The organism is Streptomyces sp. NBC_00078, from assembly GCF_026343335.1.
Classification (GTDB): Bacteria; Actinomycetota; Actinomycetes; order Streptomycetales; family Streptomycetaceae; genus Streptomyces.
On record NZ_JAPELX010000001.1, the window covers coordinates 526,131 to 540,094 of the forward strand.

The window sequence follows — 13,964 nt, forward strand, 5'->3', positions numbered from 1 at the left end:
GGCCCGCACGCGTCGTGACGCGGCCGCCCTCCCGTGGCCGTGGCCCTCGCCGCGACCGTGGCCGGAGACCCTGTCAGCGGTTGGTGAGCACCATCCGGAAGCGGGCGCTGCCGGAGAGCATCCTCTGGTAGGCCGCGTCGGCCTGCTCCAGGGGCACGGTCTCGACCATCGGGCGGATCCCCTGCAGGGCGCTGAACGCCATGGTGTCCTGCACGTCCTGCGCGGTACCGGAGGGGTGACCGCGGATGATCTTGCCGCTCATCAGCAGCTGGTTGGGGTTGATGCCCAGGGGCTGGGCATCGGCCCCGATGACGACCAGCTCGCCCCGGGGCGACATCCCCTCGACGGTTGCCGTGATGGCCGCCGAGTTGCTGGCGGTGGCGAGGACGACCCTGGCGCCGCCGAGGGACCGCAGCGCCTCCGCGACGGGGGTGTCCGCGGTGCTGTCGACGTAGTGGTGGGCGCCGAGCTGTTTGGCGAAGTCCGCCTTGCCGGCCCCGCGGGCGATCGCCACGGTCTCGAAGCCCATCGCCACCGCGTACTGCACGCCCAGGTGACCGAGTCCACCGAGGCCGAGCACTCCGACCAGGTCACCGGCGAGCGCGGGACTGCGCCGCAGCCCGTTGAACACGGTGACGCCCGCGCATGCCATGGGTCCCGCGTCGGCCGCCGAGAGGGCGTCGGGAATGCGTGCCAGTGCGTCGACCGGCGCGATCATCGACTCGGCGAAACCGCCGTCGTAGGCCCACCCGGGCACCTTCAGGTTGTCGCAGACGATGAAGTCGCCCCGCCGGCACGCTCCGCAGTGGCCGCAGCTGCCGCCGAACCAGCCGACGGCCACCCGGTCGCCCACCTGCCAGCCCATGTCCCCCGCTCCGTCGCCGAGTTCCTCGATCCGCCCGGCGCTCTCGTGCCCGGGCACCACCGGGAAGCGGACCCCCGGCACCACGGCGTTCACGAAGATGGTGTCGCTGTGGCAGATGCCGCACGCCTCCACGGCGATCCGCACATGGCCGGGCCCCGGCCGCGGCACTTCACGTTCGACGATCTCGAAGGGCTCGCCGGCGGCGGCGACCTGGGCGACTCGGTAGGTGCTCATCTGCCTCTCCCGAAAGTGCGGAATGTCTCTGCACCAGCACACCAGCTGTGGATCTGTCGCGCGCGCCGAACGGCTGGGCGAGCGCGTGGCCGCCCGGCCGTGGACCGGTCGGAGCCCAACGGACGGGCGGTGCGCACACGTATCGCTTCTACTACTCCTTGGAAGCCGACGGAAGTTCTCGCACCGACCCGGCGGGACTACGACGCCTTCGTCGGCATCGTCGCCGGGACCGCCCGCCGGATACCGCGGAACGACGCCGCCGTGCTCTTCAGTGGGGCGGGTCGGGTGCCTGCGGAGTGCCGGGAACGGCGAGTGGTCCTCGGCTCCCGAGCGCCCTGCGGCGTCAGCCCGCCGCGTGGTGCAGGGCGTCGAGCCGTCGCAGTTCCTCGTCCGTCAGTCGCAGTGCGCCCGCTGCGACGTTCTCGGCGAGATGGTCGGGGTTGCTCGTGCCGGGAATGGCGAGGACGTGTGGACCCTGGTGAAGGGTCCAGGCGATCCTGACCTGGGTGGGGGTCGCGTCGTGGGCGCGCGCCACCGCGAGCACCTCTTCGTCGTGACTGTCGCCGGCGGCCTGCGGTCCCTGCTTGCCCGCGACGGCGAAGAACGGCACGAAGGCGATGCCCTGTTCGCCGCAGACACGCAGGAGTTCGTGCGTGGCGGGGTTGTGGGAGTCCAGACCGAAGCGGTTCTCGACGGCCGACACCGGTGCGATCGCCTGGGCCTCGGCGAGGTGGTGGGGCTCGACGTCGGAGAGGCCCAGGTGCCGGACCAGTCCCGCCTCACGCAGTTCGGCAAGGGCGCCGAAGTGCTCGGCGACGGACTCCTGGCGCATGCGGCGCAGATAGACCAGGTCGAGGTGGTCCCGGCCGAGCTGGCGCAGGTTCTCCTCGACGTGGCCGCGCAGTTGGTCGGGGCGGGCGGAGGTGCCCCACTCGCCGCAGTAGTCGCGGTAGGGGCCGACCTTGGTGGCGATGAGGAGGTCGTCCGGGTACGGGGCCAGGGCACTGTTGATGATCTCGTTCGCCGAGCGCAGCTGCGAGAAGTAGAAGGCAGCCGTGTCGATGTGGTTGACGCCGAGTTCGATCGCCCTGTGCAGCACCGCGATCGAGCGGTCCCGGTCGGTCGGGGTGCCGAGGTGGAAGGCGGCGGTGCCCGTCAGCCGCATGGCCCCGAAGCCCATGCGGCTGACGGTGAGGTCGGCGATTTTCCAGGTGCCCGCGGCGTCCGCGGTGATCGTTTCGGAGGTCATCGGCGGAGTCTCGCACATGTGTCGCACCCGGCCGCGGGCACTTTACGGATGCCTGTGCCTCTCTACGGATAGGTGTAGGTGTTCAGGGTGTTCACGGCGGCGGCCGGGTCGCCGAGGTCGTAGCGGTCCACGGCCAGGAAGTTGGGCTTCTTGCGCGCGGCCGGCTGGCAGAACCGCCGGGCCCGGTCGGTGAGTTTGGTGTTGTCGGTCGTCGCGGTGGCGGCGACGGCCGCGTCACGGAAGTGGTTCATGACGAAGAGCGGGCGGAAGCCGGACTCCGTGCGGGTCAGGGGGACATTGGTGTCCGCGGCGTACCAGCGGCTGTAGCAGGACCAGTCGGAGGAGCCGACACCCGAGCCCATCGACCAGTAGTTCTCCACGGTCCATTCGCGCTGGTACATCACGCCGAAGCTGTCACGGGTGAGGCCCGCCGACTCGTCGGCGGAGCGGCTGTGGTCGGTGAACACCAGCAGCCGCTGGTTCGCGGCGATCAGGTCGGACAGCTTCGGCCAGCCGTTCTGCCGGACGCCGGTGCGGTCGGGCCGGTAGAGGACGTCGGACAGGCCGTTGACGCGGGCGAGTTCGGATTTGAGGACGCCGGGGTCGACATAGTCCTCCAGGAACACGGTGACGAACTGGTCGGGGTGCGCCTTCAGGAAGTCGACCATGCGCTGGAGGTCGACCCACAGAGCGACCGGCCTGCTGACCAGGGTGCAGCTGTCGTGGCAGAGGATCGCGCCGTCCGGGGTCTGGTGGATGTCCAGCATGAAACCCCGGACGCCGTCGGTGAGTTGCCGGTCGATGCCGCGTGCCTGGTTGGGGAAGAAGTTGACGAAGGGCGGGGCGAAACCGCCGTCGACGCCATTGGCGTAGGCGTTGTGCGCGGTGAGGAACGTGACCTGGTCCAGGGTGCGTTGGTCCTGGGGCGGCATGGAGGCGGTCGTCGGCGTCACGGGGGTGAGGTACCAGGCGGCGAGGCCGCCGGACGTGCCGATCGCCAGCTGGGCGGGGTAGTTGCCCCCGGAGGGCCTGGCGGCGACCGTGAGATACCGCTCGGCGCCCGGGGCCTTCAGTGTGTACTGGTCGGTGCCGGACGGAGTGATCTCCCAGGCGGCTTCGGTGCTGGTGCAGGCGAGGGTGCGGGCCTGGTCGCCGGATCGGCCGAGGCAGCTGCCCGCCGTGTCGGTGCTTTCCAGGACGTACGAGGAACCGTTGGCCGTCAGTCTCCACTGCTGGTGGTCCTCGTCGCCCTTGGGTCTGTGTTGTTCGACGGCTCCCGCGTTGTCGGCGGCGTCGAGGCCGGTCGTGGCGCTCTGGAGGTAGTAGGCGCCCGGCGTCGGGACCGCGGCGGTCGCGTGGGCCGGGGGTGCCACGACCGTGGCGGCGAGCGCCGCGGTCGTGGCGAGCAGGGCGTGGGGGGTGCGCATGGTGATGCCCTTCGTCCGAGACAGGGTCGAATGGTCAGGTGCATGACACCATGACGCGGGGCCGGCGTCAGCAGTAGAGGTTGGCGCCGGGAGTCACGCCGAGGATGCCGGTGATGCGCTGGTAGGCGTCGACGCGGCTTTGGACCTGGGCGGGGTTCTTGCCGTCGCATTCCAGGGAGCCGTTGATGGAGCGGATGGTCTGGCCGAAGCCGGCGCTGGTGACCATGGCGTTGTGCGGGGTCATGGTGCCGGGGCCGGACTGGGTATTCCAGTACCACAGGCCGGTCTTCCAGGCCACGGACGCGTCGTTCTGCACCAGGTAGGGGTTGTTCAGCAGGTCGATGCCGAGGGCGTCGCCCGCGGCCTTGTAGTTGAAGTTCCAGGACAGCTGGATGGGGCCGCGTCCGTAGTAGGCGGCCTGGCCGGCCGGGCAGCCGTAGGGCTGGCTCGCGTCGCAGTAGTGGGGGTAGTTGGCGGTGTTCTGTTCGACGACGTAGACCAGGCCGCCGGTCTCGTGGCTGACGTTGGCCAGGAAGGCGGCCGCCTCCTGCTTCCTGACGGTGTCGCTGCCGGTGGCGGCGAAACCGGGATAGGCGCTGAGCGCGGCGGTCAGACCGCTGTAGGTGTAGAACGAATTCCGGCCCGGGAACATCTGGTTGAACTGCGACTCACTCACCACGAAGCCGGCGGCCGAAGCCGTGGGGGCCGGCTGGAGCGCCAGGACGGCGCCCCCGAGGGCGAGCGAGGACAGGACTGCGGCGATGCGGCGCCTCAACACGGATCAACTCCTTTACGGAGCACGGCCGCACCCGGCAAGGGTGCGGCCGTGGTGGGGGGTTGTGGAGGCACACTCAATCGCTTTGGTCTGTACCAGTCAAGGGTGTAGACCAGTCAATCACCGTTTCCGATCGCCAAGTTGCGCCGAGGGGGCGCGGAAACCGCCGTCCGGGCTGCCGGCACCGGCCCCGGGAAACGACAACCCGCAGCACCGGCGCGCCGACAGCGGTACTTGAGCGGGCACCGGCGCGCCTCGGCCGCAGCGCTCGTGAGTGCACCGGCGTCCCGCATGCGAGCAGGCGTCCCAGGCCGCACGCTGGTCCCATGGCCAGCACACAGCCCATCGTGATCTACCCGCCCGCCGCGGACGGCGGCCGTCGCGTGCGTGTGGACGACCACTTCCTGGGGATGGCGTACGGACTGCTGGACATCGTCGAGTTCCTGCGCCTCGCGGGCCTGGGGGACGTCGACGACGAGTGGGTGCGGCAGTCCGGACTGATCGAGTGGCGCGGCGGCGGGGCGAAGGTCTGGGCCGCCGAGTGAGTGACCTCGCCGCACACGACGCGGCACTGTGCGGCCGGCGCAAACCGGGGCCGGCCGGCTCAAGCTCCCGTGTACGCCGCCGTGGTCCGGTCCGCCGACTCGCGTGCCGTCTTCTCGTCCTCCCCGCCAAAGACGTTCGCCGCGAACCAGGCCTCGCTGCTGGATGCCATGAACTGTCGGCCCTCGTCCGAGCCCATCCAGGCCCTGAACGCCTTCGGGTCGACAGCGGCGCCGCTCGCGAGGTGCAGGGACAGACCCCTGACCATCAGATCCCAGCCCACGCCGACCGCGCCGGGGCCGAACTCCGCCCACTTCGTGTCGTCGGCATGGGCGATGTGATCAAGCTCGAATCGCGTGCCGCCCTCCTCGGGTGTCAGACGGAGCTCGATCCAGCTGACCTCGCCGCCGTACTCCCACGTCGCGGCGAAGCCCGTCGGCGGGTCGCAGCGCTCGATCACACCGCCCGCGTTGCCCTCCAGCTGGTAGCGGCCACCCAGCCGCAGGTCCCCCGACACCGGCAGCAGCCAGCGGGGGATGCGCTCGGGGTTCGTGCAGGCGTCCCACACGTCGTCGAGCGGAGCGTCGTAGGACCGGGCGACGCTCACCACACGGGCCTCGCCCGCCTTGAAGGTGCGCCTGCCGACCTGCCGGCGTACGGCGCTGACGTCGTGGGTCACGTCGCTCATGAGGTGCTCCTCGGGGGTTCGTCGGTGCCGCGGAGCCGGCGCTCACGCCTGCCTCGGGCCAGCTCGGTGGCCAAGGCGTCCAGGTGCGGGCTCCAGAAGCGCCGGAAGCGGTCGAGCCAGGCGTCGATGTCCTGCAACGGCTCGGCGTTGACCGCGTACAGTCGTCGGGCCCCTTCGGGACGAACGGTCACGAACCCGTTCTCCCGCAGCACCCTCAGATGCTGTGACACCCCGGGCTGCGAGATCCCGAACTCCTCCCCTATGACCTCACAGACGGCTCCCGAGGTCATCTCCCCGTCGGCCAGCAGCTCCAGGATCCGTCGGCGTGCCGGATCTCCGAGCACATCGAAGGCGTGCATGGGCGAATCATATCAGGCACCACTTATATAAGCAGCACCTGATCCCAGGCGTGCCCCGCTTCAGTTCAGCGGCTTCTCCAGCACCGCCTTGCGGTGGCTGAACGTCTCGATCGAGTAGTGGCCGTGGTAGCTGCCCATGCCGCTCTCCCCCACACCGCCGAACGGCAGGTCGGAGACGGTGAGATGGGCCAGCGGCAGGCCGTGTCCGAGGCCGCCGGAGGACGTCTCGGCGGCGATCCGGCCACGCGTGTCGGGGGACTCGGAGAAGACGTACAGGGCGAGGGGCTTGTCGCGGTCGTTGATGAAGTCGATCGCCTCGTCCAGGCCGGGCACGGTGACCACGGGCAGGATCGGGCCGAAGATCTCCTCCCGCATGACGGGCGCCTCGGGGTCGACGTCGGTCAGGACGGTCGGCGCGATGTACTTCGCCGTACGGTCACTGCCGCCGCCGACGACGACGCGGCCGGAACCGAGCAGACCGGAGAGCCGGTCGAAGTGACGCTCGTTGATGACGCGGCCGTACTCGCCCGAGATCTGCGGGTCGGTGCCGTACAGGGCCTCGACGGCGCGGATGAGCGCGGGCTCCAGGGCGGCGGCGGTGGCGGGGTCGGTGAGGACGTAGTCGGGGGCGACGCAGGTCTGGCCGGCGTTGAGGAACTTGCCCCGGGCCAGCCGGTCCGCGACGACGTCGAGGTCGGTGTCGCGGTCGACGAACACCGGGGACTTCCCGCCGAGTTCGAGGGTGACCGGGGTGAGGTGCTCGGCGGCGGCACGCATGACGATGCGGCCGACGGCGCCGTTGCCCGTGTAGAAGATGTGGTCGAAGCGCTCGGCGAGCAGGGCCGTGGTCTCGGGGATGCCGCCCTCGACTACGGCGACCGCGTCGGTGTCGAGGTAGGCGGGCAGCAGGCGGGCGATCGCGGCCGAGGTGGCGGGTGCCAGTTCGCTGGGCTTGGCGACCACGGCGTTGCCCGCGGCGAGCGCGCCGACGACGGGGGCGAGCAGGAGCTGGGCGGGGTAGTTCCAGGGGGCGATGACGAGGACGACGCCGAGGGGGTCGTACTGCGTCCAGGCGCTCGCGTCCGCGCCGAGGTGGGCCGGGACCGGGGCGGGTTCGGGGCGCAGCCACTCGGCGAGGTGGTCGAGGGTGTGGTCGATCTCGCGGATCGTGAAGTCGATCTCGGTGCGGTGGGCCTCGGTGGAGCTCTTGCCCAGGTCGGCGTGGAGGGCGGCGGCCAGGTCGGGGCCGTTCTCCGTGAGCAGTTCACGCAGTCGGTGCAGCTGGGCGGTGCGCCATGCGACGGGCTTGGTGCGGCCGGTGCGGAAGGTGGCGCGCAGCCGGGCCACGACGTCGGCGGGCTGCTCGGGGGCGGACTGCTCGGAGGTGGACTGCTCGGGGGCGGGGTGGTTCACGATGCCTCGCTGCGGGTGTACGGCCTTGCGGCGTGCGGGTGCGGTGTCGATCCCGACGGTCGGGCCTGCCCGTCGGGATGGCGGTCAGGTGTATATGCCAACCTTTCCTACACCAAAATAGATTCCGGTGCCGGGAGGCCACTTTCCGCGCCGGTCGTCACGAACGGATGAGCTCCTGTCGGCGCCGTTCCAGGAAGGCTCGCTCGGCCGGGTTCTCCGTACGTTCGACGGCCGCCTCGTACGCCCGTACGGCCTCGGTGCCGCGGCCCAGGCGGCGCAGCAGATCGGCGCGGACGGCGTGGAGGACGTGATAGCCGTCGAGGTCCAGTGCGTCGACGAGGTCGAGGGCCCGCCGGGGCCCTTCGGTCTCGGCCACGGCGACCGCTCGGTTGAGGGCGACGACCGGGCTCGGGGCGACGGCCATGAGCTGGTCGTACAGCTGCCGGATCTGCCCCCAGTCGGTGGTGGCCGCGGTGGGTGCGTCGCTGTGGACGGCCTGAATGGCGGCCTGGATCTGGTACGGCCCCGGCCGGCCGCGGCGCAGACAGCGGCGGACCAGCGACTGCCCCTCGGCGATCAGGCCGGAATCCCAGCGGGCACGGTCCTGTTCCGGCAGAGGGACCAGTTCGCCGTGGTCGTCCAGGCGGGCGGGCCGGCGCGAGTCGACGAGGAGCATCAGCGCGAGCAGGCCGGTGACCTCGGGTTCGTCCGGCATCAGCTCGGACAGCAGACGGCCGAGGCGTACGGCCTCGGCGCACAGGCCGGGGCTGCCGGTGTAGCCCTCGTTGAAGATCAGGTAGACGACGGCCAGGACACCCTTCAGCCGGTCCGGGAGGTCGGCGTCACGGGGCACCCGGTACGGGATCCGGGCGTCGCGGATCTTGGCCTTGGCGCGGACGACCCGCTGGGCCATCGTCGGCTCGGGCACCAGGAAGGCGCGGGCGATCTGGGGCGTGGTGAGGCCGCCGAGCAGGCGGAGGGTCAGGGCGACCTGCGCCTGGGGGGCGAGCGCGGGGTGGCAGCAGGTGAAGATCAGACGGAGCCGGTCGTCGCGCACGGGGCCCTCCTCGGCCGGTGCGTCGGGGGTGAGCAGCAGGGCGGCCTGGGAGTGGCGGGCCTCGCGGGAGGACTCGCGGCGCAGCCGGTCGATCGCCCGGTTGCGCGCAGTGGTGATGATCCACCCGGCCGGGCTCGGCGGCACTCCGGTCTCCGGCCAGCGCTGCACGGCCGTGGCGAAGGCGTCCTGCACCGCTTCCTCGGCGAGGTCGATGTCTCCGAGGAAGCGGACGAGGACGGCGACGGCGCGGCCGTACTCCGCACGGAACACGGCCTCGACGTCGGCCTCTCCGGGCTGAGGCATCAGTCCTCGGCCTGGTGCATGAACGGGCGGACCTCGATGGGCAGGGTGGTCGCCCAGGTCGCCTTCCTGCCCCATTCCAGGGCCGCGTCCAGGTCGGGGGCCTTGATCAGGCAGATGCCGCCCAGGTACTCCTTGCCCTCGGCGAACGGGCCGTCGGTGATGAGGACGTCGCCGTCCTTGGGCCGCAGCACGGTGGCCGTATCGGGGCCGTGCAGCCCGCCGGCGAAGACCCAGGCGCCGGCCTCGCGCAGTTCCGCGTGGAAGGTGTCGAGGTTGCGGATGATCTCCGCCATGGCCTCCGGCCCGGGCGGCGTTCCCTCGGCCGGCGTGATCACGCTGAGCAGGTAGTACTGCATGACGTCCTCCTTGGCGTCTTGTCCTTCTCTCACCTCCTACACGAACGGCGCACCCCCGGATCGACACCGCGCACGACGGGATCGGGAGAATTTCTTTCATGACCGCCGCACCGCACCCACTCGTCTCCACCGCCCGGTCCCTCGCGGACGACCTGCTCGCCCCGAACGCGGCGCGGATCGACCGGGAGGGCGTGCCCGAGAGCCATGTCGACGCCGTCAGGCGGTCGGGGCTGCTGGGGGTGAGCGCGCCGCAGGAGTACGGCGGTGCGGGCGCCCCCGATGCGGTGGCGCGGGAGGTCGCGGAGATCCTGGCCGGCGCGTGCTGCTCGACGTGGTTCGTGCAGACCCAGCACCACACGCCGGTGAAAATGCTCGCCGCCGCCGAACTCCCGGTGCGGGAGCGGCTGTTGCGTCCGCTGGCGACCGGCGGGCTGATGGCGGGGATCGCGTTCGCGCACGTCCGGGCCTTTCCCCGGGTGCCAGTGCGGGCAAGCGCCGAGCGGGACGGGTGGCGCTTCGACGGAACGGTGCCCTGGTACACGGGCTGGGGTCTCAACGACGTGATGCTGCTCGCCGGTGTGACGGAGGCGGACGAGGTGGTGTTCGCGTTCACCGAGGCCCACGAGCAGCCGGGGCTGCGTCCCTCGCCCCCGATGCGGCTGGCGGCACTGAGCGCCGCCCGTACGGTGTCGCTGGAGCTGGACGGACTGTGGCTGCCCGACGAGTCGGTGGTGCTGCGCACCCCGCAGGAGAAGTTCGCGCTCGTCGACCGGCCCCGCAACACCAACGCCTCCCCCGCGGTCTTCGGGGTGGCCGACGCCGCGCTCGCCCTGCTGGACGGCGCCGGTGAGGCACAGACGGCGCAGGCGTTGCGCGGACGCCTGGACGAGGTGCGGCGGCAGGCGTACGCGCTGGCCGAGCACCCCGTCCCGCACGAGCGCGTCGAGGAACGGCTGGCGCTCAAGACGCGGGCGTACGACATCATGCGCGCGGCCACCACGGCGGCGATCGTGGTGGGCGGTGGCCGTGGCATGGCCCTCGACGGCACCGCCCAGCGACTGGCCCGCGAGGGGATGTTCCTCCTGGTCCAGGGCCAGACGCCCGAGGTGCGCCGCGCCCACCTCGACGCGCTCGCGGAGCTCTACTAGGCGTTCTGTCCGGGGAGGTCGTGGACGGCTGAGCCAGGTCTCGGCGTGCCGGGCGGAAGCCCTCGTACTGGATGCGGGCCTTGGCTTTCGCCCGGTGCGGCGAGTGGAGGCACTTCCCACGCCCTTGAGGCACTGGGGGGGAGCGTGCCAGGCGTCGGGGCAGGCGGGACTTTCGCACTACGCCCTCGTGCGAGGGCGTGGGCACCCGGCCTACGGTGGCGGAACGGGGCCGAGTCGTCCGACCGAGGAGACCGAATGATCAACAGTCCGACGGACGTCGTCGAGGCGGCGTTCCGGCACTACCGGTCACAGAACCGCGAGGCGGCCTTCGCCCTCTACGCCGAGGACTTCTCCTTCACCAGCCCGCGGGACGACCACATCGACAAGGAAGCCTTCTTCGAACGGTGTTTCCCGACCGCCGACCGGTTCACGGAGCAGCGGCTGCTGCATGTCGTCCCGGCCGACGAGGAACTCGTCCTCGTCCACTACGAGTACGAGCTCACGTCGGGCGGCCGGTACCGCAACGTCGAGGCGATGACGGTGCGGGACGGGCTGATCCGGGAGGTGCAGGTCTTCTTCGGCGGTGGCGTGTGACCTGGCCCCGCGCCGCCGGCATGATCCAAACGACACGTCCTAGCTCGCGAACGGCACCTGGGTCGCGGGGGTGGACTGCTCGCCGGACGGGTGCCGCCACAGTCCCTGTGCGGCCAGGCGTGGCAGGACGCCCTCGCCGAACCAGTACGCCTCCTCCAGGTGCGGGTAGCCGGAGAGGACGAACTCGTCGACGCCGAGGGCGTGGTACTCCTTGATCCGCTCGGCGACCTCGTCGTGGCTGCCGACCAGGGCGGTGCCGGCGCCGCCGCGCACCAGGCCGATGCCGGCCCACAGGTTGGGGTGGATCTCGAGCCCGTCGCGACTGCCGCCGCCATGCAGGGCGAGCATCCGCTGCTGTCCCTCGGACTCGCTGCGGGCGAGCCCCGCCTGCACGGACTGCACGGTCTGCGGGTCGAAGCCGTCGAGGAGACGGTTCGCCTCCGCCCACGCCTGCTCGGCGGTGTCGCGGGTGATGACGTGCAGCCGGATGCCGAAGCGCAGGGTACGCCCCTCCTTGGCCGCCAGGCCCCGGATCCAGGCGATCTTCTCGGCGACCTGCGCGGGCGGCTCGCCCCAGGTCAGGTAGACGTCGACGTACTTGGCGGCGACCTCCCCGGCGATGGGCGACGATCCGCCGAAGTACACCTCGGGGACCGGGTCGGGGACCCGGGCCAGCCTCGCGTCCTCGACCTGGAGGTGCTCGCCGTGCAGATCGACGGTCTTGCCCTCCCACAACTCCCTGACGATCTCGAGGAATTCGCCGGTACGACGGTATCGGGCGTCCTTGTCGAGGAAGTCGCCATAGGCCCGCTGTTCATGGCTCTCGCCGCCCGTGACGACGTTGAGGAGGAGCCGTCCGCCGGACTGCCGCTGGAAGGTGGACGCCATCTGGGCGGCGAGCGTCGGCGAGACGAAGCCGGGGCGGAAGGCGACCAGGAACTTGAGGCGTTCGGTGTTCTGGCTGACCATCGCGGTGGTCAGCCACGCGTCCTCGCACCAGGCACCGGTCGGGGTGAGCGCGCCGACGAAGCCCAGGTCCTCGGCGGCGCGGGCGATCTGGCTGAGGTAGGACACCGTCGGCGGCCGGTCCCGTCCGAAGACGGTGGCGGGGGTGCCGTGGCCGCCGCCGACCACATGGCGGCTGTCGCCGTTGGTGGGGAGGAACCAGTGGAAGGTGAGGGACACGTGGGTCTCCGATCAGGGTGTCGCTAGAGGAGGCCGTGGCGGGGCGGCCGGGTGCCGTTCAGCACGTACCGGCCGATGTGCTGGATCTTCCAGCGGGCCGGGTCGTGCAGGGTGTGGGTGCGGGCGTCGCGCCAATGGCGGTGCAGGTTCAGGGAGTTGAGCGCCGACCGGGTGCCGGACACTTCGAAGAGGGCGCTCGCCACCTCGACCGCCGTCTGCGCGGCCTGCACCTTCGCCGCGGCGACCGCGATGGAGGCCTCGGCCGCCGTGTCGTCGGTGAGGTCGGCGCGCGCCGCGTCGATTGCGCGGGCCGCCTCGCGCAGCAGTGCCTCCGACGCCCTTGTCCGCAGGGCGAGTTCACCGAAGCGCTGGATCAGCAGCGGGTCCTCGGCGGCCGTCTCGACGCCGCTCTCGAACCAGGGGCGGCTCTTCGTCCGTACGAATTCCGCGGCCTCGGCGAGCGCGCCCGCTGCTATGCCGGTGTCGATGGCGGCGTGCAGCAACTGGGCGACCGCGCCATGGAGTTGTGGGCCCTCGAAGGTGAGGTGGTGCGGCAGGACGCGGTCGGCCGGCACCGGGACGTCGTCGAGGCGGACGGTGCCGCTGGCCGTCGTCCGCTGGCCGAGGCCGTCCCAGTCGTCGATCACCCGGAGGCCGGGAGCGTCTGCGGGAACGTAGGCGACGTGCAGTGTGTCGTCCTCCGCGCGGGCCAGGACGGGGATCCAGTCGGCGAAGAGGGCGCCGGTGGAGTAGTGCTTCACGCCGGTGAGGACGTAGGAGCCGTCCGGCTGCGGCTGGAGGCGGGTGCGGATGTCCTGGACGTGCTTGGTGCCCGCCTCGGACTGGGCGTTGCCGAAGCGGCGGCCGGCGAGCAGCTCGGCGAAGAAGAACTTCCGCTGCTCCTCGGAGCCCTGACGGCGGATCACATTGACGTAGGCGAAATGGCTTTGCGGGATCTGGGCGATGCTGCCGTCGGCCGAGGCGAGCAGCCGGAAGATCTCGGCGAGCGTCGACGCGGTGACGTCCGCGCCGCCGTGCTCGGCGGGGACGGTCACGGCGAGCAGACCGGAGGCCGACAACCGGTCCAACTCGGCGCGCGGAAGCCTGCGTTCGACGTCCCGGGCCGAGGCTTCCGCACGGAAGTCCTCGGCCAGGGCGGCCGCGACGGCGAGGGCTTCCGCGTCGTCGGCGATGACATGGGCGGACACGGCGCTCAGCTCGCCGCGGCCAGCAGCGGCGTGCGGCCGATGGCCGTCGAGAACTGGTCGACCACCTGGGCGAGGGCCTCGGTGGCGCCCGGCGCGAGGGTCAGCGAGCCGTCCTCGTGCACGGTGATGTCCTTGTCGAGGGTGAACCAGCCCTGCACGATGTGGCCCGCGCCCATGGAGCTGAGCACCGGGCGCAGCGCGTAGTCGATGGCCAGGACATGGGCGGTGGAGCCGCCGGTGGCGAGCGGCAGAACGGTCTTGCCGGCCAGGGCGTACTGCGGGAGCAGGTCGAGCAGTGCCTTGAGGACGCCTGAGTACGACGCCTTGTAGACGGGGGTGCCTACGACGACACCGTCCGCCTGCGCGAAGAGTTCGGTGGCCTCGACGATGGCGGGGTGCCGGAAGTCCGCGCCGAGCAGCGCCTCGGCGGGGACGGTGCGGACATCCAGCGGGATCACCTCGTGGCCCTGCGCGCTCAGCCTCTTGTCCAGGTGGCGCAGCAGGCGGTTGGTGCGGGAGGAGGCGGAGGGACTGCCGGAGACGGACAGGACGGTGGCCAT

General features: G+C 71.4%; 15 protein-coding genes. 3 read left to right on the forward strand and 12 right to left on the reverse strand.

All coding sequences use genetic code 11. From position 1 onward, the window contains the following. Window positions 1-73: 73 nt before the first annotated feature. The 4 genes from OOK07_RS02455 to OOK07_RS02470 form a co-directional block, all read right to left on the reverse strand. On the reverse strand, window positions 74-1,099 hold the full coding sequence (locus OOK07_RS02455) for an alcohol dehydrogenase catalytic domain-containing protein (protein ID WP_266794830.1): 1,026 nt from the start codon (window positions 1,097-1,099) through the stop codon (window positions 74-76). Window positions 1,100-1,442: 343 nt separating this feature from the next. Next, window positions 1,443-2,366, reverse strand: a complete 924-nt coding sequence (locus tag OOK07_RS02460) for an aldo/keto reductase (protein ID WP_266676413.1) — start codon at window positions 2,364-2,366, stop codon at window positions 1,443-1,445. Window positions 2,367-2,410: 44 nt separating this feature from the next. Continuing rightward, window positions 2,411-3,775, reverse strand: a complete 1,365-nt coding sequence (locus OOK07_RS02465; protein WP_266794831.1) for a phosphoinositide-specific phospholipase C-related protein — start codon at window positions 3,773-3,775, stop codon at window positions 2,411-2,413. Between the two features lie 67 nt (window positions 3,776-3,842). Next, window positions 3,843-4,553, reverse strand: coding sequence for a chitinase (locus OOK07_RS02470; RefSeq protein WP_405623197.1), 711 nt, complete (start codon window positions 4,551-4,553; stop codon window positions 3,843-3,845). A 323-nt stretch (window positions 4,554-4,876) separates the two neighbouring features. Here OOK07_RS02470 and OOK07_RS02475 point away from each other — a divergent pair, with 323 nt between their 5' ends. Next, a complete protein-coding gene (locus tag OOK07_RS02475) occupies window positions 4,877-5,095 on the forward strand; it encodes a hypothetical protein (protein WP_266794832.1) in 219 nt (72 codons plus the stop codon). A gap of 59 nt (window positions 5,096-5,154) precedes the next feature. On the opposite strand, the gene OOK07_RS02480 is transcribed toward OOK07_RS02475, so the two are convergent. The 5 genes from OOK07_RS02480 to OOK07_RS02500 all read right to left on the reverse strand — a co-directional run bounded on the left by OOK07_RS02480 (window position 5,155) and on the right by OOK07_RS02500 (window position 9,269). Then, window positions 5,155-5,781: an SRPBCC family protein gene (locus OOK07_RS02480; protein WP_266794833.1), complete on the reverse strand. Its 627-nt coding sequence runs from the start codon at window positions 5,779-5,781 to the stop codon at window positions 5,155-5,157. After that, window positions 5,778-6,140 (reverse strand): ArsR/SmtB family transcription factor, encoded by a 363-nt coding sequence (locus OOK07_RS02485; RefSeq protein ID WP_266676421.1) that lies wholly within the window; start codon window positions 6,138-6,140, stop codon window positions 5,778-5,780. The genes OOK07_RS02480 and OOK07_RS02485 overlap by 4 nt, the downstream gene beginning before the upstream one ends. Window positions 6,141-6,200: 60 nt before the next feature. Next, the gene (locus tag OOK07_RS02490; protein WP_266794834.1) at window positions 6,201-7,553 is read right to left on the reverse strand and encodes an aldehyde dehydrogenase family protein; all 1,353 of its coding nucleotides are present in this window, start codon (window positions 7,551-7,553) and stop codon (window positions 6,201-6,203) included. Between the two features lie 157 nt (window positions 7,554-7,710). Further along, window positions 7,711-8,913 (reverse strand): RNA polymerase sigma factor, encoded by a 1,203-nt coding sequence (locus OOK07_RS02495; protein ID WP_266794835.1) that lies wholly within the window; start codon window positions 8,911-8,913, stop codon window positions 7,711-7,713. Next, entirely contained in the window at window positions 8,913-9,269 is a 357-nt protein-coding gene (locus tag OOK07_RS02500; RefSeq protein WP_266683279.1) for a YciI family protein, read from the reverse strand. Before OOK07_RS02500 ends, OOK07_RS02495 begins: the two co-directional genes overlap by 1 nt. A 98-nt stretch (window positions 9,270-9,367) precedes the next feature. On the opposite strand from OOK07_RS02500, the gene OOK07_RS02505 reads away from it, so the two are divergent. Both OOK07_RS02505 and OOK07_RS02510 read left to right on the forward strand, forming a co-directional pair. After that, window positions 9,368-10,417, forward strand: coding sequence for an acyl-CoA dehydrogenase family protein (locus tag OOK07_RS02505; RefSeq protein WP_266794836.1), 1,050 nt, complete (start codon window positions 9,368-9,370; stop codon window positions 10,415-10,417). 255 nt (window positions 10,418-10,672) lie between these two features. After that, entirely contained in the window at window positions 10,673-11,011 is a 339-nt protein-coding gene (locus tag OOK07_RS02510) for a nuclear transport factor 2 family protein (RefSeq protein WP_266676429.1), read from the forward strand. 39 nt (window positions 11,012-11,050) lie between these two features. On the opposite strand, the gene OOK07_RS02515 is transcribed toward OOK07_RS02510, so the two are convergent. Genes OOK07_RS02515 through ssuE form a run of 3 tightly spaced genes read right to left on the reverse strand, consistent with a single transcriptional unit; the run spans window position 11,051 to window position 13,964 of the window. Next, window positions 11,051-12,196 carry an LLM class flavin-dependent oxidoreductase gene (locus tag OOK07_RS02515; protein ID WP_266794837.1) on the reverse strand — a complete coding sequence of 382 codons (1,146 nt, stop codon included), beginning with the start codon at window positions 12,194-12,196 and terminating at the stop codon, window positions 11,051-11,053. Between the two features lie 23 nt (window positions 12,197-12,219). After that, window positions 12,220-13,404 (reverse strand): SfnB family sulfur acquisition oxidoreductase, encoded by a 1,185-nt coding sequence (locus OOK07_RS02520; protein WP_266676433.1) that lies wholly within the window; start codon window positions 13,402-13,404, stop codon window positions 12,220-12,222. Between the two features lie 5 nt (window positions 13,405-13,409). Further along, window positions 13,410-13,964 carry an NADPH-dependent FMN reductase gene (gene ssuE, locus OOK07_RS02525; protein ID WP_266676435.1) on the reverse strand — a complete coding sequence of 185 codons (555 nt, stop codon included), beginning with the start codon at window positions 13,962-13,964 and terminating at the stop codon, window positions 13,410-13,412.